The sequence below is a fragment of the Rheinheimera sp. MM224 genome (assembly GCF_947090785.1).
Classification (GTDB): domain Bacteria; phylum Pseudomonadota; class Gammaproteobacteria; order Enterobacterales; family Alteromonadaceae; genus Pararheinheimera.
In genome coordinates, this window is record NZ_OX352320.1 from 1,374,468 (window position 1) to 1,397,534 (window position 23,067).

The following is a 23,067-nucleotide window of genomic DNA, read 5'->3' on the forward strand; positions in this document are numbered from 1 at the left end:
ACAACGCAGTTGATGCTGGATCTAGGTTTTAGTTCACCAGCTTTGGTTCTTCGTCTGTGACCATCATCATAATGGCTCTTCGATCCGGCGACAAAGTGATGCTCAGTTCCAGACTATGCCGCCCTGTCTGAGCTGGATTTGTAGTCAGAATTTTATTGGTGCTGGTATCGCCACTTTGTAGCCGGGTTAAGGCAGTTTTTAGCTGGGCCTTACTTTCTGTACTCAGCAAAGAATCGACTGGTTGGCCTAAAAGTTGTTCTTTAACTGTATCAAACAAGCGGGCTGCGGATAGATTACAGTCCATAATGACACCGTCTGTTCTGAGCAGCATGCAGCCAGTGGCTGCCATCTCAAAAAACATCCGGTAGCAGCTTAATTCATGGCCTGATTCCAATTCATTGGCTTTGAGTTGCTCAAGCTGCATATCAAGTTCTACCTGATAAGTTTGTAATTCGTGCAGCAGCTTAAGTCCATCAACAGCGGTATCAGGTGAACTACTTAGCTTGTAAAGCACTGAAAGTGCATCGGCACTGGCGGTTACGATGTCGCTGCACTGAGCTGTGCCATTTTTGAGCCTGTCGCTGGCTTGCTGGCGTAATAAATTAGAGCTTTCGGGAGTATGATTGAAGTCAGACATACAAATCTCCATTTTGATAGACGATCATGTACCGCGCTTGCTGTCACAAGTGGACGGCGGACAGAAGGCCATCTGCGTCTGGCTTCCCTTAAAATAGGTGACTGCTCAGGAGTATAGACCTATTCGTTAACGTCATGCACTGATTAACGCTACAGGATGGAGAATAGGAGGGGATGAACCTTGTCTGGTTTTGTGTTTATCGAATAGACGGGCGGGCACAAGGCCCACCCCTACAGTGGCTAATTTTTTGCTTTTTTAACAATATCGCGCACATCTTTTAGCAGTTGCTGCGCATCGTACACCACACCATCTTTAATGGTGTAACGCACACCTTTGCTGCGCTCTGGTTCGTTATTGTCGTTGAGTCTGTAATGGCCTGTGCCATACAGCACTTTAAAGTTGGCCAGTGGGTTTTCTGCCACTATCAGCATATCGGCTTTTTTACCCGGTACTAAGCTGCCTATATCTTTCTCCATACCTAAAGCCTGAGCGCCATTTAACGTAGCGACCTGTATCACTTCCAGCGGATTAAAGCCTGCTTCACGCAGCAGTTCCAACTCCTGAATATAGGCAAAGCCATAAATTTTATAGATGTAACCCGCATCAGACCCTGCGGTCACCCGGCCGCCATGGTTTTTGTAGTCATTTAAAAACTGGAACCAGATGCGGTAGTTTTCGCGCCAGGCTATTTCCTGATCGGTGGTCCAGTCAAACCAAAACGAACCATGGGCATAACGGTTAGGTTTAAAGAAGTTACTCAGTGTTGGTAAGGTGTAGTCCTGATGCCATTCAGCATTACGTTGGGCGCTGGCGTCCCTTGTCGCCTCATAAATGGTCAGGGTAGGGTTGATGGTAAAGTCCAGTTTGATCAGTTCATCCCGCACTACATTCCATTTTTCTGAACCAGGCGCTGCGGCTTGTTTCCATAACAAGCCTGCGTTAGCAAATCTGTCTTGTTCGTTCTGATAGTTGTAATTGGCAGGATAATTCTGGATTACCTGACCAGTAAACAGCGCTTCAGGTAAACCATACCAATGCTCCATCGAGGTTAAACCCATACGGGCGCTATCCAGTGCGTTAGTACCCATCACGTTGAGCTGAGCATGGTGCATCATAGTGCCAAGCTGTTGTTTTTTCGCTTCATCCAAAGCGGCCGAAATAATAGCTGGGGTAGAGCCAAAAAATTTAATACCAGCGGCGCCTGAGTCTTTAATATCCCGCACCCAATCTCTTGCTTGTTCCGGGCTGAATACAGGTTTACTCAGGCCCTGACCAAAGCCGACATAAGGCACGATACGAGGCGCGACTATGCTGTTTTTTTCTGAAGCTTTGACATGGCGCATAGTCCAGTCCACACCATTAAAGCTGCCGGGTTCCCGCACTGTGGTAATGCCATGAGCCAGCCAGAGTTTAAATACATATTCGGCCGGAGTGCCGTTGGCAGAACCACCAATATGGCCATGCATATCAATAAAACCCGGCAGAATATACATGCCACTGACATCCATTTCCTGATCGCCAGCTTGCGCCTTAGGTCTGCCTTCTGGCAACACGGGCACGCCCGGATTTCCGACAGCGGTAATTTCGGTGATGCGATCCTGTTCAATCACTATATCCACAGGCCCAACAGGAGGCGCACCTTCACCGCTGATATAAGTACCACCACGCAAAATCAGTCGTTTATAGGGGCCTTCGCCTCTGTCCCGTTCTGGTGCTGAAGGGGTTCGTTCTGCTGTGTTTGCTGCTGAATAGGCAGGCTGACCAGCTAGTGCCAGCACTAAAGCTGTGCCGATGAAAGGCAGAATGCGCATAGTTTTTCCTTATTTTTTTTATGTTGCATAGGCTGTAAATCACTATGGCAAGGTGCAGAGCAAGCTGCAACTGAATAGGTTTAATCGGGGTATTGCAGCGATAATCAGCTTCGTGTCGGGTAGGTCTCCGGGGTTTTAGTTCCTGATTTTCTTTGTTTTGTTAATGACGAATATAAGTCAATTCGCATATACTTGTATGCCTTCGTGGCCGACCTGCACACAACAAAATAATAGTGGAGAGCCTTTTTGAATACTACGAAATTACCAGTCCAGCGTTTTGCAACCCGAGTCAGTTTAGTGGGCGCAGCTATAGCTGCAGCTTTGTCCTCTATGGCATGGGCACAAGAACCAGCACAACCCACAGATGAAGACCAAATTGAAACCATTCAGGTAACAGCCACCAAACGTACTCAGGTGATTTATGAAGTGCCTTTAGCCATCAGTGCTTTTAGTGGTGATGCGTTAGCTGAGCAGGGCATCAGCGACCTGACTGATGTAGGTAAGTTTGTGCCTAATCTGAATGTGACAGGCTTTTCTGCAGGACATACCTCCTCTGCTAACCCTTTTATTCGGGGTATTGGTTTACAGGATCACTTGATCACCACAGATCCAGGTGTCAGCGTTTATGTTGATGGCGTCTATTTGGGGCGTCAGGTAGGTCAGAACTGGAACCTGAGCAACATTGAACGTATCGAAGTATTACGTGGCCCTCAAGGCACCTTGTACGGACGTAACTCTATTGGTGGTGCTATTAACATCATCACCAAGCAGCCTGATGAAGTGGCTGTGACCAAAGTCGCACTGGAAGCTGGTGGTCGCGGTCGCGCTAAAGGTGATGTATTTGTTAATCGTGAACTGACCGATACTCTGGCTTTTAACTTTAACGCCGGTTACAACCAGCGTGATGGTTTAGGTAAGTTTATCAATGTGCCTGATGCTGAATATGATGTGGGTGAAACCCGCGAGGCGTATGGTCGTTTCTCGGTAAAAATGACGCCTACTGACGATTTTAGTCTGGTGCTGACTGCGGACGGTAATGACGGTGAAGGTGGTTTACGCCCTTACACTGTGCTGATTGACGAAGTTCCAACAGGTGCCTATTACACTGGTATGCGTTTTGGCGCGCCAACCCCAACAGGCCCTCTGCGTAATTCTGATTTGTCACCAAATATTTATGACAACGCTACAGGCACGAAAGAAGTCACAACGGTCAGCAATGAAGCCAGTGGAGTGTCCTTAACCGCCGACTGGAGTCTGAACGACGAGCTGTCCACTAAAGCTGTGATCAGCAACAGAACTTCAGAATATAAAGCCGGTCTTGATGATGATGGCACTATTTATGAGCTGGATCATTACCCTGAGCGTGGTGATGCGGATCAAACTTCAGTGGAATGGCAGTTATCCGGCGTCTATGACGAAATGGACTTTGTTTCTGGCCTTTACTGGTTTGAAGAAGAAGGCAGTAACCGTCAGGGTGAAGACTCCCGCTTTAATGGCGGCGCCAATACACTGGAGCTGGATCAAACCTCAACCAGCCGCGCTGTGTTTGCCAATCTGGGTTATCAGCTGACTGACGATTTACGTTTGGCCGGTGGTTTACGTTTTAACAAAGACCAAAAAGATGTAGTGGCAAACGTGGGAACCGGTCCTTTTGCTGCCAGCGATGAGTGGAGCCAGATGAGTTATGACGTATCGGCCAGCTACCGTCTGGAAAATGGTATGAACCTGTATGGCACTATTCAAAGTGGCTACCAGTCAGGCCAATTCCCGGCTCGCCCATACTGCTTATTTGGTAATCCTGAATGTTTAGTGGCAACAGACAATATCACTGCCGTGAACTACGAAATGGGGATTAAAGGTCAGGTCACTGATACCTTCAGTATGAGTATCGCAGTCTTTAACACTGTGTTTGATGATTTACCTTATCAGGTCAGCACCACAGCTGAAGGCGGATTCAGCACCACAAACCTGGTGGTTAGCCAGACATCCCGCGGCGTGGAATGGGAAAGTACCATGTATTTTACCGACGCCTTTAAACTGCACAGTGCAGTGGGTTGGATAGACGTCGATGTCGATGAAAAAGACGGCGTTAAACCTGTAGCGCCGTTAACGCCGGAGCTGACCGCTGCGATAGGGCCTTCGTATGAGTTTGGTCTGGCCAATGGTGGCTCCATCACCACCCGCATTGACTATTCATTCCGTGACGAGATGTATGGTGAGCCAAGTTCTGATTCGGGTCGTTTGACTCAGATCGACAGCCGTGAGCTGGTGAATATGGATATTGCCTATACTCCGGCCAGCGGTGATTGGACAGTGGCTTTTTATGGTCATAACGTCTTTGATGAACGTTACGACAATGCCCGTTTAAATACAGGTGACTATGTGCTCAGAATTCTGAGTAACGATGCCAGTGAGTTTGGTTTGCGTTATACCGCAGAGTTCTGATCCTAAATTGCTGTACTTTAAAAGCCCATGATGATGCCGTCATGGGCTTTTTTGTTTGCTCTTTTGCCGGAGTTTTTGCTATCTGGCGCTGGCGCCACCACCGCCTAAAAATAGTGCTGCCCCTATGACAAAACCCAGATCGTAAAAGCCACCCGAGTTCGGAAAGGCATAGATACGCACATCGGTAAAATAGCTGGCAATTAAGCTAAATACGATGCAAAAACCATGAAATAGCCCCATCAAAAAACTCATAGGTTCTGTTTCGCTTAAACTAGCAATGGGCTGTGTGGCACAGCCAGCTAAAATGCCAGCTGCAACAATAAACAGCAGCAGGTTTTTATATTTCATAACGACGCGCTTGATAAATTGCATAAGTATCCCAGAAGAGTACCCGCCATTGTACATGGAGCCTTGTGTGCAAGCGGGCGAGGTGTGAAGCCAGATCAGCGATTCAGTGTAGCACGAGGCTATACTCTTCATTTTGTATATAATTCATACGCTGTTTCTTTGCTATATGACCGCTGTTTTGGCTCCAAATTATCCCTAGGTATGTGCTGTCTCATACCTTCGTCTGGTCTTGTTATCCCTTGATCTGCCGCCAATGCTGCCAAAGCACTGCTGTAGCTCCGTGTTTTTTTGCATAACCTATACTCAACACGTCGTTGATGCTTCCGCTGCGTTTTTAGCCGATCTAGTGATCCGCAGTAGAGGTGCTGAATCTATGATTTTCAAATCCGGAGCAAAATTCATGCGTCACAATAAGTTTGATTTATCTCTTTGTCTGCTGTTGTTTTCAGCGCAATTTTCAGCCTTGGCGCAGGATAAGCCGCAAGTGTCGGTTGCCGAAGTACTGACGATGAATGTGGTGAGCTGGAAGGAGTTTACCGGCCGGTTGGAGTCGCCTGAAAGCGCCGAGATAAGGCCCAGAGTTTCGGGGTATGTTGACGAAGTATTGTTTGTCGAAGGCTCCTTGGTGAAAGAAGGGCAAATCCTTTTTAAGTTGGATGATCGGGCTTTTAAAGCTGAAGTCAATCGTCTGAAAGCCGAGCAACAAGTCGCAGAAAGTAAGTACTCGTTGGCACAAAGTGAATACCAACGAGCCGCGGATTTGATTCAAAAGTCGGCCATTTCCAAAGAGATGCTGGATGTCCGTAAATCTCAATTGAATCAAACCATGAGCAGTATTGAAGCCATTAAAGCTGCTGTGGAGCTAGCCGAATTAAACTTAAGTTACTGCAGTGTGGAATCTCCTATTACCGGCCGTATTTCCAAAGCTATTGCCACCAAAGGTAATTATGTCAATGCAGGCGACTCAATACTGACCTCTGTGGTGTCCACCGGTAAAGTTTATGCGTACTTTGATACGGATGAGCAGACTTATCTGAGTTATGTGCGCCAGATCCGGGCAGGCACTATGCCAAGTGCCCGTGAAGTGCAGTATCCGGTGTTGATGGGATTGGCAGACGAAACTGAGTATCCGCATCATGGCTTACTGGACTTTATCGACAATAAAGTGGATGCCAAAACTGGCACTATCAAAGGCAGGGCTGTGTTTGATAATACGGATGGGCGGTTGATCCCAGGGTTGTTTGCTCGTATCAAAGTAGTAGCCAATGCATCCGCAGAGCGGCTGCTGGTATTGGATAAAGCTATTTTGAGTGACCTGAATAACAAATACGTGATGGTGCTGGATGCAGAAGGACTGGTGCAGTACCGTGGTGTTGAAATTGGAGAAAAAGTAGAAGAGTTGAGGATCATAGAAAAAGGTCTGGCGGCTAAAGATCAGGTGGTGATCAGTGGTTTACAGCGGATCAGACCTGGTTCTCCTGTGACCGTAATAAAAACGGCGATGGCCTCTGATGAGTTGATTGCAAAAATCAAAAAAACTCAGGTGGTTATTGCCGATCTAAAAGCCGCTCCGGCTAATACAGCACAATAACAGGGGCTTCTACGATGAATTTTTCCAGATTCTTTATTCACAGACCCATTTTTGCCACTGTGTTGTCGATTGTTATTTTTCTCGCTGGCGCTATCGCCGTATGGCAGTTACCTATTACTGAATACCCCGAAGTTGTACCGCCTACTGTAGTGGTTACAGCCAACTACCCTGGTGCCAATCCCAAAGTGATAGGCGAGACTGTAGCTTCGCCTTTGGAGCAGGAAATTAACGGTGTGGAGGACATGCTGTATATGTCCTCGCAAGCCACCTCTGACGGTCGTATGACCTTAACTGTGACTTTTGCCATAGGCACAGATGTGGACAAAGCTCAGGTGCTGGTGCAAAACCGTGTTGACCGCGCTGTGCCTCGTTTGCCACAGGAAGTACAGCGCTTGGGTGTAGTGACTAAAAAGTCATCACCGGATCTAACCATGGTGGTGCATTTAATTTCGCCGGAGAATAGCTACGATATGCTGTATTTGTCGAACTACGCTCACCTGAATGTGAAAGATGAACTGGCAAGGATAGGTGGTGTAGGTGATGTACAGTTGTTTGGTGCCGGTGAATACAGCATGAGGGTGTGGTTGGACCCTGAAAAAGTAGCGGCGCTGAATTTAAACGCCGCTGATATTGTCAATGCGATTCGAGCACAAAACGTGCAGGCAGCAGCAGGCAGTCTTGGTGCTCAACCTGTGGGCTCCAGCGATTTTCAGGTGTTGATTAATGTCAAAGGGCGACTGATCACAGAAGACGAGTTTGGTCAGATCATTATTCATGTGGGTTCAAATGGCGAAATATCCAGACTCAAGGATGTCGCCAAAATAGAGCTGGGTTCTAATTTTTATGCGCTGCGATCGCTTTTGAACAATCAGCCCGCTGTCGCTATTCCTATTTTTCAGGCACCAGGTTCCAACGCCATTCAAATCTCTGATGATGTTCGGGCAAAAATGGCCGAACTGAAGAAGAAATTTCCGCAAGGTGTGGACTACTCCATAGTCTATGACCCGACCATTTTTGTGCGTGGTTCTATTAAGGCGGTGATTAATACCTTGCTCGAAGCTATAGCTCTGGTGGTGGTGGTGGTGATCCTGTTTCTGCAAACATGGCGAGCCTCTATTATTCCGCTGGTGGCTGTCCCTGTGTCCCTGGTGGGTACTTTCGCTGTGATGAGTTTGCTTGGGTTTTCGCTGAATTCGTTGTCGTTATTTGGTCTGGTGCTGGCTATTGGCATAGTGGTAGATGACGCCATAGTGGTGGTTGAAAATGTGGAGCGTAATATAGCTGAAGGCTTGTCGTCTGTGGCGGCGACAGAAAAAGCCATGTCTGAAGTGACCAGTCCTATCGTAGCCACAACGCTGGTGCTGGCTGCTGTATTTATTCCTACTGCCTTTATGTCAGGTTTAACAGGACAGTTTTATAAACAGTTTGCCTTAACTATTACGATATCGACCTTTATCTCGGCTTTTAATTCGCTCACCTTGAGCCCGGCTTTGTCTGCGTTGTTACTGAAAGAGCATGGTCATAAAGACAAGCTAACTGTACTGATTGATAAGTTATTTGGTAGTTGGTTGTTTAATCCTTTTAACAGACTGTTTAACAGAGGAGCCAATGGTTATACCGGTCTGACTAAACGGCTGATCCGTTTCAGTGGTGTAGTGCTGGTGATGTATGTTGGTTTGCTTGGGCTGACCTATCAGCAGTTTCAAACCACACCTACAGGCTATGTACCAACTCAGGACAAGCAGTATCTGGTGTCTTTTGCGCAGTTGCCGAATGGCTCTTCTCTGGACAGGACCGAGGCCGTAATAAGGCAGATGTCAGACATTATGCTGAAGCATCCTGGCGTTGAATCTGCTGTGGCTTTTCCTGGGTTGAATATCAATGGTTTTACCAATAGCTCCAGCAGCGGTATTGTTTTTGTTGCGTTAAAACCTTTTGATGAGCGCACTACAGAGGAGTTATCAGCACCAGCTATTGCCGGGCAGCTCAATCAGCAATTTGGTGTGATACAGGATGCATTTGTTGCGATATTCCCACCGCCACCAGTGCAGGGCTTGGGCACCATAGGCGGTTTCCGCTTGCAAATTCAGGACAGGGAAAACCGGGGTTTTGAAGAGCTGTATGCAGTGACTCAGGAGGTGGTGCAAAAAGCCTGGATGACGCCAGAGTTGACGGGCAACTTCTCCAGCTTCCAGATCAATGTGCCTCAGCTGGAAATTGATTTGGACAGAACCAAAGCCTCAGGTCAGGGAGTGCAGGTGTCTGATGTATTTGAAACCTTGCAGGTGTATCTGGGGTCTGTTTACGCCAATGACTTCAACAGATTTGGCCGAACTTATCAGGTGAATGTGCAGGCTGGTGAACAATTCCGCCAGGAGCCTGAGCAGATCGCTCAGTTGAAGGTGCGTAATCAGCAAGGCCAAATGGTGCCTTTGGGCGCATTCCTTAAAGTGGAGCATTCGGTAGGTCCGGACAGAGTGATGCACTACAACGGTTTTGCTACCGCTGAAGTGAATGGTTCTGCTGCGCCCGGTTTTAGTTCTGGTGAGGCTCAGAAAGCTATTGAAAAAATTCTGGATGAAACTTTGCCACTGGGCATGACTTATGAATGGACAGAAATCACCTATCAGCAAATTATCGCTGGTAATGCTGCTGTGATGGTGTTTCCACTGGTGGTGTTTTTAGTCTTTCTGGTGTTGGCGGCTCAGTATGAAAACCTGCGACTGCCGTTAGCTATCTTGCTGATAGTGCCTATGACGCTGTTGTCTGCCATGACAGGGGTTATTTTAGTTGGGGGTGACAATAATATTTTCACCCAGATAGGCTTTATTGTGTTGGTGGGGCTTGCGACTAAAAATGCCATTTTAATAGTCGAGTTTGCCAAAGAATTGCAGGACAAAGGCATGAGTGCTTTGGATGCCATTTGTGAAGCAGGCCGCTTGCGGTTAAGACCGATACTGATGACCTCATTGGCTTTTATTATGGGGGTAGTGCCTTTAGTGTTATCCACTGGTGCTGGTGCAGAAATGCGTCAGGCTATGGGAGTTGCTGTCTTTTCCGGCATGATAGGTGTGACTATTTTTGGTCTGATTTTGACCCCGGTGTTTTACTACCTGTTGCAGCGTAAGGGCTAATACGGCTTTAATGAGTAAAAGCCCGCACAGCACATTGTTCGCGGGCTTTTTTGTATCTGTGATTTTGTTTTGGTCCGTTGATTTAGGCTGCTTGTTGTTTTAGATCAAAGCTGCAACTGGTGGCTTGTTTTGATCTGGTTTATCTTTAACTCAACAGCAGTTCACTGAGTTTGTCATTTGCGATTGTATCTGTTCCTCTGGCTATTGATATGGCCTGTTTCAGCGGTAAGTCAGGATGATCGCGCTTCTACAGACACAGCCATGCTCATTCGTATTGCTGCAGAGGATAACTGGCCGCCATTTTCTGATCATCAGGGGCGGGGCCTCTCTGAGCAACTGGTCAAAGCCGCTTTTGCCACTCAAGGTTATCAGATCACAACAGTTGTAGTGCCTTATGCCCGGGCCTTATATTCTACTCGTCAGGGCGACACAGATGCCTGCTGGAATGTAACCCGACAGCAAAACACAGAGCAGGAATTTACCCTGCATACAATCCCGTTATTTACTGCCGATTCGTCCTTTTATTATTATCAACAGCCTCAATTTTACCCTTCGGTGATGCAGATCCCAGATGGTACAGTCGTGGGAGTGATATTGGGTTACGAGTACGGTGATTTGTACGAGCAGCATAAACACAGGTTTGATTTGGTCCAGGTGTCTACTCATACCCAGCTGATTGGTTTGCTGAACAGCGGTAAACTGGATCTGGCGATATTTTTTGATGATGTACTGCGTTATTACCTGCAACAAGAAGGGATAAAGGCGCAGAATATTCGACGTGGCAAGCTGAACTACAGCAGTGAAATTTATCTGGCTTTTAGTAAAGATAATCCCCAGAGTATCAAAAGGGCAGAAGCTCTGGATGCCGGTATTACTGAACTGAAAAAATCCGGTGCTTATCAGCAATTGCTGCTGCGGATCAGACCAGGATCCGGCTCTTCTGAGCAGATAACACAAAAGGACAGGCAGACAGATCAATGACTCCCTCAACTCACCCGCTGTTTTGGCGCAACCCAAGCTTACCTTATCTGGAGCTACGTTTGGTTGTGGACGGACGTAAGGTGACCTATGCACCCCATTCACATCAGCAGTGGTCTGTTGGCGCTATTCTGGCCGGACAAAGTGAGTTTCTTTGTGCCGACCGGCTGCATTATGTGGAGCAGGGGGCTTTGGTTGTAATGAACCCTGACCAGGTACATGCCTGCAACCCACGCCAGAATTCGCCGTGGGCTTATTACATGATGCATCTGGATAAAGACTGGTTAGCTGATTTTTTACAACAAGGAGGCATTAGAACCAGCGCTTTGTGGCGTGATACCAAAGTCGATACGCTGTGTGAAACAGCACTATTTGATGGCTTTGTGGTTTTGGCTGAACTTCTGATGTCGGCACAGTATAGCTCTGTGGAAAAAGAGCAAAAGCTGAAGGCTTACCTGACCAGACTGTTTTTACAACTGGATCAGCAAAACCAGGGCACTGAGGATTTGTTACCCGCCAACCCTTTGTATCAGGTGGCTGCCTATCTGAGTGAGCATTGTGAGGAAGACAGGGCAATAGACAGTATCAGCGCTGAATTTGGTTACAGTGCGGGGTATCTGGTACGGGCCTTTAAACGCCATTTTAATATGACACCTCATGCCTACCGGTTAAACCGGCGGGTGCAACTAGGGCAACAGGCATTAAAACAGGGGGAGGCTATTTCAGCTGTGGCTCAAACGACGGGCTTTAGTGATCAGGCCCACTTTCAGCGGGTATTTAAACAAAGAGTAGCGGCGACACCGGATCAGTATCGCCGCTCTGTATCAGAACAGGATCAGGATACAACTGGCAGCAAGTAACAGTGCCAGCGTTTTATTCAGCATCCGCATTCTGGCCGGACTCTGCAAATAATGACGTAACACAATACCAGCCCAAAGCCATGCCGCCAGCGACAACCAGCAAATAGGCAGATAAAGACCTGCAAAAATCATTAATTGATCCGAATGAGCTTCAGGAATATAAACCGCTATTCCGGACAAAGAAGCCAACCAGGCCTTGGGGTTCAGCCATTGCATTAAGGCACCCGTCATAAAATCCGGCGCCTTCGCTTTTGAATTGTCAGAAATCTCGCCATTGTCATTGAATAACTGATAACTCAGATAGAGTAAAAAGGCGATGCCGAGCCATTGCAGCACTGGAGTCAGCAAAGGCAAAGCTGCCAGTACATGATGCAAGCCAAAACCTATGACAAAAAACAACAGGATAAAACCCAGGGTTGCACCAGTGATAAAGCTCAGCCCTTTGCCAAGGCCATAACGGGCGCCATTACTGACGGAGACCAGATTCACCGGACCAGGTGAAAATGAAGCGGCAAAGGCGAATAACGCCATGGATGTCATCAGGGATAAAGTCATAGTGGTGCTCCTGTATTGATTCAGCAAGGCGCTGACTATGAGCTTTCTCATTACTGCTGTATTGAATAAAACTGACCTTTTGCCTTTTGATTACTGTTTTTGTATTTATGCCTTTGCAACAGAAAAATCAGTAGTTTAGGAATAAGCTGCTGATGTAGGATAAAACTTATTCCGCTGATGAGGACAAAGAGATGGCGTTGATCACAAACCTGCTGATACTTCTGGTGGCATTACTGCATTTGTATTTTCTGGTGCTGGAAATGTTTTTATGGGACAAACCTAAAGGCATGAAAGCTTTTGGCCTGACACCACAAAAGGCGTCGGATACCAAAGTGATGGCGGCTAATCAGGGTTTATACAATGGTTTTCTGGCCGCTGGTTTGTTGTGGGGCCTGTTTCAGGATCTGATGTATCAGGGGGAGGCAGGGCTGGATTTTAAAGTGTTTTTCCTGCTGTGTGTGGTTGTCGCTGGTGTGTATGGCGCTATGACGGTCAGTAGAAAAATTCTGTATATTCAGGCGCTGCCAGCAGCATTGGCGTTATTGTTTTTATCTTTGAGTTGAAAAGCGCTTCAGCGTTTTATGCAGACAAAGAGTGCGTTGCCTGAATCATTGTCCCATGCGGCAATTTTTTCGTAGTTATGTTCGAGAATATGCACTTCAAAACAGCTGCAAAGTAGCTGCTCCAGCTCTGCAAAACTGACAGCAACCATGGGGTGTTGGTCTTGCCAGAGCTGTTTCAAATCGGTCGTCGTTTTTTCGATACTTAAGTTAAGCGTTTGCTTCTCGCCAGCACCACTGTAATTCCAGCCGGATTCAAATACAAAATGGCTGTCGTCAAACACAGCGCTATGCCGTACATAAGAGTTATTGTCGATTTTGTCTTTATCCACTGCATTAAAACAAAACACGCCACCTGGTTTTAGTGCTTTAAATACGCTATCGATACAGGCTTTAAGGTTTTTTAAGCTGGCACTGTAATGAATGGAGTATAAAAAGCAGGTGATTAAATCGACAGGCTCTGCCAGATGGAAGTCACACATATTCTGCTGCATAAAGCTGGCTTCAGGGCAACGCTGCTGAGCTTTATCCAGCATAGGCTGATTTAAATCCAGCCCGCTGCTTTGATAACCTGCATCCAGAAAATGCCGGATATGTGGGCCGGTACCGCAGGCTAAATCCAAATGAGTTTTGCCATCGCCACCAAAAAATTGATGCAACCGGCGCGCACTCTGGCTTTGCGCCTGATAGTCAATATCAGCACACATCAGGTCGTAATAACCGGACAGGTCAGTGTACAAAGCGTTGGAAGAATGCATAAAAGGATTTTTTTTGGTCAAATTTTCGGCCGCGCATCATATATCAGTTCGGCGTTTTTGCGAAGCTTAGCAAGTAGTCTAAAGGTGTTATTCCGTTTGAAATTTGGGTAGGTTGCTAAAAAAAGCTTGCTTATCAGGGCCGGATAACGAGATCCTATAGCGATACAGTATCGTGTTAACTAAGCATCAGGCCGAATTTCCGGTTGGTGCGCTGAGGAGATCCCATGTCTAAACCTAAAAGCCGTCGTTTACAGAAAAAGCTCTATATGGGCGAATTTACTGAGTACGGTTTTATGTTGTCCTGCTCTTTAGGCCTGGAGTCTGATCAGGATTTCAGCAAATTGTTGGACCAATTTATTGCTCTGATTGAAAGCCGTGATCTGGTGATGGCCGGTGGTGGCGATAAAACTCAGTTTGAAGCCTTTATTTGGTCTGCTCATCGTTATGGTTCAGCCACACAAGACGATATCAAAGTGATCTCTGACTGGTTTAAAGCTCTGCCTACAGTTGACCAATTGCAGGTGAGTGAGTTAGTAGATGCTAACTACGGCGTAAGTTTCTGATTTTAGAAGTTAAATCCGTCGATCAGAATCCGGCTATCAGGCCGGATTTTTTTTCTGATTTTTTAACTTAAATCACTGTTTCCTCTTTGGTTTTATGTGACAAAGCTATTAAATTTTTATGATGACCTCATTGTGTCATTTATCGGACCTTAGACTATTGTTTCTGATTTCGCTCTCCAGTTATAAAGCGGAGTTGGGGTAAAACAACAATCATCAACCGGAGGTCTAACTCGTGTTCAGCAGATTAAATCTAACTAAATTAAAGATAACAAAAGGCTTTTTAGTTTTACTGACCATTCTGAATCTCGGCGCAGTCAGCGCTGATGAATTTCCAACCTGGGATACCGGCATTACAGCTTATAACGAAGCTCAGGTCAGAAAGTACCATCCCACTTTTGATTTTGACTCAGATGGCTGTTACCCGGGCACGCCATTTCATCGCAATGAATCCTTGCGCCAGAATCCTGGTTTAGCAGCTACATCCAGCTATTATGGTGGTTGCCGTGATGCGGGTTGGGGCAATATCTCTAATACGATACACAGACAACTCTGCCAGGTTGGCACAGATGGCTGGGAGCGTTGTGCGCATTTTTATGAGTTGTATTTTGAGAAAGATCAGGCAGTTCACTTAACCTTTTTAGGTGGCCACCGTCATGATGTAGAAACTGTGATTGTCTGGACTGCCAAAGGCCATGGTCAGGAATTTGTCAGCCATGTGTCGACCAGTGCTCATGGTAACTTTGATACCCGCGCTATGAACACTTTGCAGCAGCACAATGGTCACCCGCTGGTGGTGTACCATAAAGATGGCGTAGGCACGCACGCTTTCCGTTTTGCCAATGCAACAGATAAAGCCAATGTGGAATTTCAGGGTAACTGGGGTGAGTTTTATGCGCCAAATATCATCAGTCATTACCGCGCTGTAGCGCAGTGGGATTCGAATGAACAAACGCGCCATGACCGCAATACACAATACCGCATGGCACTGGAGCAATCTAACTTTGGTTCAGCCAGTTTTAAAACCCGTAATGATCAACTGATTATGGATCAGGCCAATGCGAACGTGCCTCGCTCTGATGCCTTGTGGGCCAACACCTGGTTTAACTGGGACGATATAGCCGCCACCAAAGCTAAAGAGTTACAGGCAAACTATCCTGGCATTTATCAGACTATTAAAGATCGTTATTAATTTTCCTTTCTCCACAGCGTGTTGCGGTTTCACTGCAGCATGCTGTTTTTATGACCTGCTTTGTTTTAGCTCAGCTCTATTTCACAGCTTCATGCCTTTTATGTTATAACCCCGTTAACAGAAAACATCAGAAGGGAGGCTGGGATGGCTTTTACTGAGCAGGAAAAAATGGCTTTGCTGGACGTCAAAGGGGTGGGGCCGACGGTAATACAACGTTTTGAGCAGCTTGGTATCGATTCCTTTGAAAAACTAGCCAGCCACAGCGCCGCTGAAATTGCCGAACGGGTCGCCTCTATGCTCAGGACCAGCTGCTGGAAAAATAGTCCTCAAGCTTTGGCCGCTATTGAAGCTGCTATTGTGCGTTCAGCTCAGGGTTTGTGATAAGGGATTTAGGTAAATATGGAAAAAGTCTGGTTAGCTTCGGTGATTATGCTTGTTGCCGGCGCTTTGCCCGGTATTGTTTTCGGTTATCTGATAGCTGTGAAGCAGCAGTGGTCGATGATTGCCGGCTGGGATGAAAGCAAACTCAGCAATCCGGCCGCCTTTGCACGACTTATTGGTTTTAGTTTGCTGGCATTGGGTGTGTCCATAGCGCTGATTGCTATTGGCTGGGGCTTACAGGTACTTTCTGACCATCAGATGGCTATCAGCTTATTACTTGTTTCATTGTTGCCTGTGGTTGCTGTCATTGTCGCTCATATCAGGTTTGGCAAAGCTTAAGTTTGAGTTCAGCAAGGACTGCTACCTTCAATAGGTACTGTGGCATTTGTCGCAACTAACCTAACCGTCTGTAAGAAGGATATTAAAATGACGCTTAAACCAACTATTTTCCCCCGTCTGCTGTTTGCACCTCTTTGTCTGGCTGTTCTGGTGGCTGCTGCTCCTGCTGTTGCTCAGACGCAAGCCAGTTGCAGCGCTTTAAAAGGCTGTGAACAAAAATTCTGTGAGATGGAAATTCAACTGAATATGGCGAAGCAAACAGGAAATACTGATCAGGTTGCTGGTTTACAAATGGCGCTGGATAACGCCAGAACCAGTTGTAGCGACACCAGATTAAAAGATGCTCTGACCGCCAAGCTGGCCGAAGCTAATCAGGATTTAGTACGTTATCAGGCTGATTTGCAGCAAGCAGAACAGCAAGGTAAAAAAGATAAAGTAGTGAAGTACCGCAAAAAGCTGGAAGAAACAACCAGCGAGATCAAAAGACTTAATGACCAGTTGAGCCAGTTGGAGCAACTGCCTCAGTGATTTTGACACTGCGCTATCCCGCTGAACTCAGGCGCTTATTGCGCCTGATGTTTTTTCAGTGAGGTTAACTCGCCTGTTTTTGTATTCAGCATAAAATCACCATTTGGCTGGCCTTGCAAAAAGCCATCGATGATTTGAAACAAAGCGGCAAATTTATATCTGCTATATTGCGCTAGAGTCCAGTCTGTCCAACCCTGCACTTGTGCTGCTGCATCGGGTTGTTGCAGTGTCGCAGTAAAAAAGCCGTACTCTTTCAGCCGTGCTGGCGGGATATCAGGCAAAGCCAGTTCACCTGCATTTTGTAGCCGGTAAAAATCCAGCACTAAGTCAAAGCCTGTCCAGGTTGCTAAATCTTCCAGCCTTATCCCAGCAGTTAAAGCCAAAGCTTTGGCTTGTTGTCTGGCGTGTTGCCATTCATTGCTTTGACCCAAGTCTTGCAATACGTGGGGTGAGAAGTCCTTCAATGTGGTTTTGCTGTTTAATTGGGAGAGCACTAGCATTTGCTCGCCAGTTAAGGACAGCAATAATTGGCGCAGTTCGTCCGGCCAGTCATTGGGCAAAAAGCGTAAACGTGTCAGTTCACGTAAATGACCGTTAGCAAATTCGCGGTAGTTTTTCGATTGCAGAATGCTGGCATCCCACACAGGTTGTTTGTCTTGTTTTAACTGCTGCCATTCGTGTTGATAATGCTCAAACAACTGATTAAACCCAGGCACGTCTTGAAGCACTATGGTCTGAACCTTCACTTGCTGCGGGGTTGTGAGTGTTAGCAATTTATACGCTGGTACATAAGCTGCTAAAGAGGGGGCCTGAATATTCACCAGGCTGTTGCCCCGGTTTGAGTGAGCGACTGCCGTATTGTTTAAATGCATATGGCCACCTATATGCAGCTGTACGCCAAGGTCGGCCAGTCTTTCGCTGATTTGTGTTTTAGGGCTGCGCGATAACTGGCCACGCTCTTCACCTAATAAAGTAGCAATATGTTGGGTTTGCCCCTGATAAAATTCAATCATAGGGTAATGGCTAAAAGCGATCAGGGTTTTGCCCTGAGCTTTAGCGCGCGCTGCCACTTGTTTTACCCAGGCCATCACCTGTGGCTTGTAATCAAACATAGCGTTGTAACCTGCATTGCCAGAGCCTTCAAAGGCTGCAGCTTCATTCCCTTTGCCCTGGTAGCCGGCTTTGGGTTTATACACATTGGCGTCAATGGCCAATAGCCATACACCTTCAACAGGCTCCACCAGATAGCTGGCATCTGGGATAACATGGCAGTTGCTATAGTCTGGTTTTTTGTAGCTTCCACCAGCACCTTGCTGACAAATTTCAAACTGACGTTTGGTGAAATCCGACTGAGCCAAAGCTTCGGTGTAGCTGTAATTGCTGCTGTTGTAATTGCTATAAGGCGTTTCCCAATACAGGTCGTCTGCTTTAGGATAAAAACCAAAGTCCGAAAGCTCCGTCATTAATTCGCGATAGCCCAGTTCTTTGACTTCTTCAGTGCAAATCACGTCTTGACCTGATTTATTGCAAGGCTCTGAACCTGGGCTAAAAATAGCTAAAGGCCGGCCATCAGGTCCTAGATAATCGGCTTTACCTGCAGCATGGGCATAAGGCCGTACCGGATCGTGATTACCTAATGTCAGTAAAAATTTCAGGCCATGGGTAGTGCTGTACTGCTGCAAAATAGCTTTTAAACCACGTATATGCACGCTTTGGCCGTCGTCACTAAAATCGCCCGGCAGCACCACTAGTTTAACCTTGCGACGCACCAGATCATCTAAAGCGGCGCGCAGCGCAAAGTAGTTTTCGTTAAAAAGCCGGGTGGACTGCAGCTGAGCAGCCATGGTGCGGATGGTGGCTGCTTTGTTTTTACTTTGGTCTTTGTTTCCACTTGCTCTGGACAGGCCTTTAAAGCTGCCATCGTTAAATTGTGCATACACATCATGAAAATGTACGTCAGGTAAAAAAGCAATTTGTGTTGGAGCACTTTGTTCTGCTGCCAATACAGGTAAACAGAATAAAGCCATTAAAAAGCGAAAAAACAGGGTTTTCATCGGTAGTGCTTTCCTTTTGATCCCTATAAATAAGGCCACAGGGATACTGTGGCCTTATTGTGTTTTATCATCTAAACAACAGGAAGAACAGGATTAGAAATCTGCACGCAGACCTAAACTTACTCTTCTGCCTGAGAATTCATACATCACAGGGAAAGCTGGGTCCATGGTGTAACCCGTGGTTTCTTCGTCGGTAATGTTGATGCCTTTTAAGCTCAATTTGACGTTGTCTGTCAACTTGTAGCCTAAGGCGATGTCCGTCTGGCCGTAAGCGTCACGGTAAACCGGGTACATATTCAGGTGAATGTACTCAACATACTTGTCTTTGTAGTTGTACGACACACGGGCATCAAAGATGTCGTTTTCGTAGTAAGCAGTAAAGTTGTAGGTCTTATCTGCTAAACCTTCTGGTGGCGTTGGAATATCTAAATCCGAAGCACCTGTTAAGCTGTTATCCAACATAGTGTAGTTGGCGTTGATACCAAAACCGTCCAGTGATTCGCTGATCATAGTCAGAGGTAACTGAGCTATTAATTCCAGACCTGTCACTTTGTAAGAGCCTTCAGCATTCACTGGCTGAAACACTTCGAAATCGTAGTAACCGTCCAGTGAACCGTCCGCATTACGTTTTTCTACATCTTCCACTATACCGGTCAGCTCTTCACGCACTACGCCTTCGATATCTTTCCAGAAGTAAGATGCGGCCAGGATACCGCCATTTTCCATATACCATTCAAGACCAGTTTCCCATTGTTTAGCTTTGGTAGGTTTCAGGCCAGGGTTGCCGTCTTTAAAGCGGAATTCGTTCCAGCTAACCGTACGTTTGTAAGCAATGTCAGCTAAATCAGGACGCATCAGAGTTTCTGATGCAGCTGTACGCCAAATCAGATCGTCAGCTACTTCAACAGTCAGGTTAAAGCTTGGTAATACGTCACTGTAGCTGCCGTCTGCAGACACTGGGTCTTTAGTGTAGCCAGTAGTGCCATCTTGGTTTTGGATTGGGTGATAACCAAAAGATAAAACGTCAGTGTCTACAGCACGTACACCAGCGTTTAACTTGCTTGGTAAGCCACCAATTTCAAAGTCGAAGTTGCTCATGGCGTATAAAGCTGTGACTTCTTCATCAACACGGTAGTACTGGTTAACCTGGAATGGTGTGAAGAAACCTTCGTAACGGAAGGTGCGACGTGCATAGTCGTTTGATATCTGCATCCAATTGAGGTTTTTAGCCTGATAAGAACCACCAGAAGCGATATCGGTAACATAACCTAATTCACTGTCTTTTAAAGTGCGTTTGTTCACGTATGAACTGTCGCCAGCTTTTGGTCCCTGGATTTTGGTAGCACCAAAGTTACGTTCTTTCGATTTGTCAGTGTAACGCACACCAAACTGTACGCTGCTCAGGGCTGGTAACATGGACCATTCCAGCTCTTTTTTAAAGTCGAGCTGAGCTGCGTATTTGTCGTCCTGAACTTCTTCCAGTTCTGTTTCATAAGCTTCAAACAGGTATTTATCGGCAGCGTTGTACATGTCGATGCTGTTTGGATTATCACTCTTGATGGTTTCGCCACCATTTGCGGTCCAGCGGGTGCGGGACGGAGCATAAGCCACGTGTTTCAGATTCGAGTAGTCAGCCGTTTTTTCTGCACCTGAAAAACCTGCCAGCGCATTGATCTCCCAGCCGTTCAGATTCCAATCCATAGTGATGCTGTACTGAGTGAAATCCGTTTCGTTGATACGCTCTTTGCTTAAAAATTCATGCTGAGTCGCGGTGTAAGACACGTCGGTCAGGACCACCATACCGTATTGAGCCAGAGTTTTGTCGTCGTAGGCATGGATAGTTTCTAAAGTACTGCGGCTTGATGCGGAATATGCTGCTGCATCGTATTCATCTTCTGTGTTGTCATAACCACCTAACATTGCATCAAAGGTCAGGCTGAAGTCTGAGCTTGGTTTGTACTGTACTGAAGCCGTGCTGCCCCATTTGTCCTGCTCGCTTTGGAAGACACGGTCGCCCACTTTGTCCTGGAAAATAATACGGCTGGTTTCGTCTTTATTTTTAAAGTCGCTGACAATAACGCCTGCATCACGTTCCAGAACTTCAGCAGCTTGAGTAGAGCGTGGTGCTGAAGCTTCAAGGAAACGGCTCATAGGACGGAAGTTGATGCCAGAGTTTGAATCTGTTCTGTTATTACGCTCTGCTTTGGAGAAAGACACTAAAGCGCCCCAGTCACCCCAGGTATCGCTGGCCAGAAAAGAGAATTTAGGGTCGGTTTTTTCTGAGATCGAGTTATGAGCACCTTCGGCAGAAACAACAAATTGTGCGTCGCTGTAATCAAAAGGCTTGGCCGTACCAATTTGCACTGAACCTGCGATACCACCTTCTTCATCGGCAGCTGTCGGCGATTTTTGTACTGTTACACTTTGGATGATTTCAGAGGCAAAAATGTCAAATTCCACATCACGGCCACCGCTACCTGAAGCTGTTGCCAGGTTGTTGATAGACACATGAGTAAATTCAGATGGCAAGCTTCGTACGTTGACTTTGCTACCCAGGCCTTTGTTACGCTCGATAGTGACGCCAGGCATACGTTGCAGAGCTTCAGCCAGGTTTTGCTCGGGAAAGTCAGCAATATCAGTCGCAACTATAGAATCGGAGAAACCAATGTTCTCTTTTTTCATATCAACGGCTTGTTCCAGACTTTTACTGTAGGTGCCTTTGACTGCAATGACTTCTACTTTCTGCTCAGTCTGCTTGTCTTGTGCATAAGCAGGTAAACTGATGGCAGTGCCCAACACTAATTGGCCTATGGCCAGACTTAATGCTGTACGTTTTGATACAAGATGATGACGGTATTGATTCTGACTTTTCATTCCCAAACCCTTAGCTGATATCATTATTTTTTTCACTACTACACTGGTTATCCGCTGCGTAGTGGTGGTGCTCAACGACGGGCGAGATTACAGAGCAACTATGATGTTTTTATTTCAGTCATAATCAACTATTGAGGTTTTGTTGTAAATAAAGTGAAATAAAAAAGTTGCATCATATGGGCATTGAAAAAGCACAGATGTAACCGATTTCATTTGGCTAATTATTCATCTCTCCATTTAAGTTTTTTTAAATCATATAGTTAAATATTGTCTCCTGGTTTTTCTGAGGCGTCTGGCCGTGCTTTGTTTTTTGAGTTTTTCAGGCAAGAGCGCAATGCGAATACGGGATCTGTATTTATTAAAAAGGCGATAAAGCGCGTTTTTTCTGCGATTAACTCTGCAACTTTCGCTGAACTACTTTGTTCTTGTGTTAGAGGGCTAGCAAGGCAAATTAATCATTGTGTCTGTCGTGCTGTCAGGTGCAGTATATAAATTAATGAGCAAAACATAGCTTTATGCTGAATAGAAACGAATGAACACTACAGGAGTTGTTATGTCTGATCGTAAAACGGCCAAAGATTTTCATCCTGAAACCCTGCGTTTATTCGACCGTTATGTTCATGGCGATATCAGCCGGCGTGATTTTTTAGCTGGTGCAGCAAAGTTCGCTGTAGCAGGCATGACGGCTGTGACTCTATTGCAGGCACTGACACCCAACTACGCCATGGGACAGCAAATTCGGCCTGATGATCCACAATTAGAGACTGAATATCTGACTTATCCAAGCCCTAAAGGTTATGGTGAACTGCGAGGTTATTTGGCAAAACCTAAACAGCTCAACGGTAAGTTACCTCTGGTTCTGGTGGTGCACGAAAACCGAGGTTTAAACCCTCATATTGAAGATGTAGCACGCCGTCTGGCCTTGGCTGGTTTTATTGCCTTTGCTCCTGATGCTTTGTTTCCGCTTGGTGGTTACCCTGGGGATGAAGACAAAGCCCGCGCTCTGTTTAGTGCTTTAGATCAGGATAAAACCCGGCACGACTTTATTGAAGCTGTGCGTATTCTGCAAAAGCTACCTCAAGGTAATGGCAAAGTGGGGGTTGTTGGCTTTTGTTATGGCGGCGGCATGTCGAACTTCCTTGCAACTGAGTTACCTGACTTAGCTGCTGCAGTGCCATTTTATGGCCGACAAGCTGATTTAGCCAAAGTAGTAGCTATTCAGGCGCCGCTGCTTATTCATTACGCAAGTATGGATGAGCGGGTAAATGCTGGGGCTAAAGCTTATGATGAGGCGCTTAAGGCCGCGGGTAAAAATGCACAGAGTTTTGTTTACCCTGATACTCAGCATGGTTTTCATAACGACACTACACCACGTTACGACAAGGCAGCTGCAACGCTTGCGTGGGATAGAAGCATTAAATTTTTTAAACAACATCTGAGTTAGAATCAGGATTGAAGATAA

At 46.3% G+C, this 23,067-nt stretch carries 19 protein-coding genes; 12 read left to right on the top strand and 7 right to left on the bottom strand.

Going from position 1 to position 23,067, the window contains the following annotated elements; translation table 11 throughout:
• Nucleotides 1–28: 28 nt before the first annotated feature.
• Nucleotides 29–637: a PAS domain-containing protein gene (locus OM978_RS06455; RefSeq protein ID WP_264346060.1), complete on the bottom strand. Its 609-nt coding sequence runs from the start codon at nt 635–637 to the stop codon at nt 29–31.
• A 239-nt stretch (nt 638–876) separates the two neighbouring features.
• A complete protein-coding gene (locus tag OM978_RS06460) occupies nt 877–2,448 on the bottom strand; it encodes an amidohydrolase family protein (protein ID WP_264346061.1) in 1,572 nt (523 codons plus the stop codon).
• Nucleotides 2,449–2,694: 246 nt separating this feature from the next.
• Here OM978_RS06460 and OM978_RS06465 point away from each other — a divergent pair, with 246 nt between their 5' ends.
• The gene (locus OM978_RS06465) at nt 2,695–4,893 is read left to right on the top strand and encodes a TonB-dependent receptor (protein ID WP_264346062.1); all 2,199 of its coding nucleotides are present in this window, start codon (nt 2,695–2,697) and stop codon (nt 4,891–4,893) included.
• Between the two features lie 78 nt (nt 4,894–4,971).
• Here the strand turns inward: OM978_RS06465 and OM978_RS06470 are convergent, their stop codons facing one another.
• On the bottom strand, nt 4,972–5,241 hold the full coding sequence (locus OM978_RS06470; protein WP_264346063.1) for a hypothetical protein: 270 nt from the start codon (nt 5,239–5,241) through the stop codon (nt 4,972–4,974).
• A gap of 400 nt (nt 5,242–5,641) precedes the next feature.
• On the opposite strand from OM978_RS06470, the gene OM978_RS06475 reads away from it, so the two are divergent.
• The 4 genes from OM978_RS06475 (at nt 5,642) to OM978_RS06490 (ending at nt 11,804) form a co-directional block, all read left to right on the top strand.
• Nucleotides 5,642–6,832, top strand: a complete 1,191-nt coding sequence (locus tag OM978_RS06475) for an efflux RND transporter periplasmic adaptor subunit (RefSeq protein ID WP_264346064.1) — start codon at nt 5,642–5,644, stop codon at nt 6,830–6,832.
• 14 nt (nt 6,833–6,846) lie between these two features.
• On the top strand, nt 6,847–9,966 hold the full coding sequence (locus OM978_RS06480) for an efflux RND transporter permease subunit (protein ID WP_264346065.1): 3,120 nt from the start codon (nt 6,847–6,849) through the stop codon (nt 9,964–9,966).
• Nucleotides 9,967–10,227: 261 nt separating this feature from the next.
• A complete protein-coding gene (locus tag OM978_RS06485; protein WP_264346066.1) occupies nt 10,228–10,947 on the top strand; it encodes a substrate-binding periplasmic protein in 720 nt (239 codons plus the stop codon).
• Nucleotides 10,944–11,804 (top strand): AraC family transcriptional regulator, encoded by an 861-nt coding sequence (locus OM978_RS06490; protein WP_264346067.1) that lies wholly within the window; start codon nt 10,944–10,946, stop codon nt 11,802–11,804. Before OM978_RS06485 ends, OM978_RS06490 begins: the two co-directional genes overlap by 4 nt.
• Here OM978_RS06490 and OM978_RS06495 read toward each other — a convergent pair.
• Nucleotides 11,769–12,359 (bottom strand): LysE family translocator, encoded by a 591-nt coding sequence (locus tag OM978_RS06495; protein ID WP_264346068.1) that lies wholly within the window; start codon nt 12,357–12,359, stop codon nt 11,769–11,771. The two genes, OM978_RS06490 and OM978_RS06495, sit on opposite strands and share 36 nt — an antisense overlap.
• Before the next feature lie 191 nt (nt 12,360–12,550).
• Between OM978_RS06495 and OM978_RS06500 the strand changes: the two genes are divergently transcribed.
• On the top strand, nt 12,551–12,922 hold the full coding sequence (locus tag OM978_RS06500; RefSeq protein WP_264346069.1) for a DUF1304 domain-containing protein: 372 nt from the start codon (nt 12,551–12,553) through the stop codon (nt 12,920–12,922).
• An 8-nt stretch (nt 12,923–12,930) separates the two neighbouring features.
• Here OM978_RS06500 and OM978_RS06505 read toward each other — a convergent pair whose 3' ends face one another.
• A complete protein-coding gene (locus OM978_RS06505) occupies nt 12,931–13,677 on the bottom strand; it encodes a class I SAM-dependent DNA methyltransferase (RefSeq protein ID WP_264346070.1) in 747 nt (248 codons plus the stop codon).
• Nucleotides 13,678–13,901: 224 nt separating this feature from the next.
• Between OM978_RS06505 and OM978_RS06510 the strand changes: the two genes are divergently transcribed.
• The 5 genes from OM978_RS06510 to OM978_RS06530 all read left to right on the top strand — a co-directional run bounded on the left by OM978_RS06510 (nt 13,902) and on the right by OM978_RS06530 (nt 16,677).
• The gene (locus OM978_RS06510) at nt 13,902–14,240 is read left to right on the top strand and encodes a YggL family protein (RefSeq protein WP_264346071.1); all 339 of its coding nucleotides are present in this window, start codon (nt 13,902–13,904) and stop codon (nt 14,238–14,240) included.
• 232 nt (nt 14,241–14,472) lie between these two features.
• The gene (locus tag OM978_RS06515) at nt 14,473–15,429 is read left to right on the top strand and encodes an NPP1 family protein (RefSeq protein ID WP_264346072.1); all 957 of its coding nucleotides are present in this window, start codon (nt 14,473–14,475) and stop codon (nt 15,427–15,429) included.
• A 144-nt stretch (nt 15,430–15,573) separates the two neighbouring features.
• Nucleotides 15,574–15,810, top strand: a complete 237-nt coding sequence (locus tag OM978_RS06520) for a helix-hairpin-helix domain-containing protein (protein ID WP_264346073.1) — start codon at nt 15,574–15,576, stop codon at nt 15,808–15,810.
• A gap of 18 nt (nt 15,811–15,828) precedes the next feature.
• Entirely contained in the window at nt 15,829–16,149 is a 321-nt protein-coding gene (locus tag OM978_RS06525) for a hypothetical protein (RefSeq protein ID WP_264346074.1), read from the top strand.
• Between the two features lie 87 nt (nt 16,150–16,236).
• Nucleotides 16,237–16,677, top strand: coding sequence for a DUF1090 domain-containing protein (locus tag OM978_RS06530; RefSeq protein WP_264346075.1), 441 nt, complete (start codon nt 16,237–16,239; stop codon nt 16,675–16,677).
• 35 nt (nt 16,678–16,712) lie between these two features.
• Here the strand turns inward: OM978_RS06530 and OM978_RS06535 are convergent, their stop codons facing one another.
• Nucleotides 16,713–18,731 carry a metallophosphoesterase family protein gene (locus OM978_RS06535; RefSeq protein ID WP_264346076.1) on the bottom strand — a complete coding sequence of 673 codons (2,019 nt, stop codon included), beginning with the start codon at nt 18,729–18,731 and terminating at the stop codon, nt 16,713–16,715.
• A gap of 93 nt (nt 18,732–18,824) precedes the next feature.
• Entirely contained in the window at nt 18,825–21,605 is a 2,781-nt protein-coding gene (locus OM978_RS06540; protein ID WP_264346077.1) for a TonB-dependent receptor, read from the bottom strand.
• Nucleotides 21,606–22,158: 553 nt separating this feature from the next.
• Here OM978_RS06540 and OM978_RS06545 point away from each other — a divergent pair.
• Entirely contained in the window at nt 22,159–23,049 is an 891-nt protein-coding gene (locus tag OM978_RS06545) for a dienelactone hydrolase family protein (protein WP_264346078.1), read from the top strand.
• The last annotated feature ends 18 nt before the right edge of the window (nt 23,050–23,067 follow it).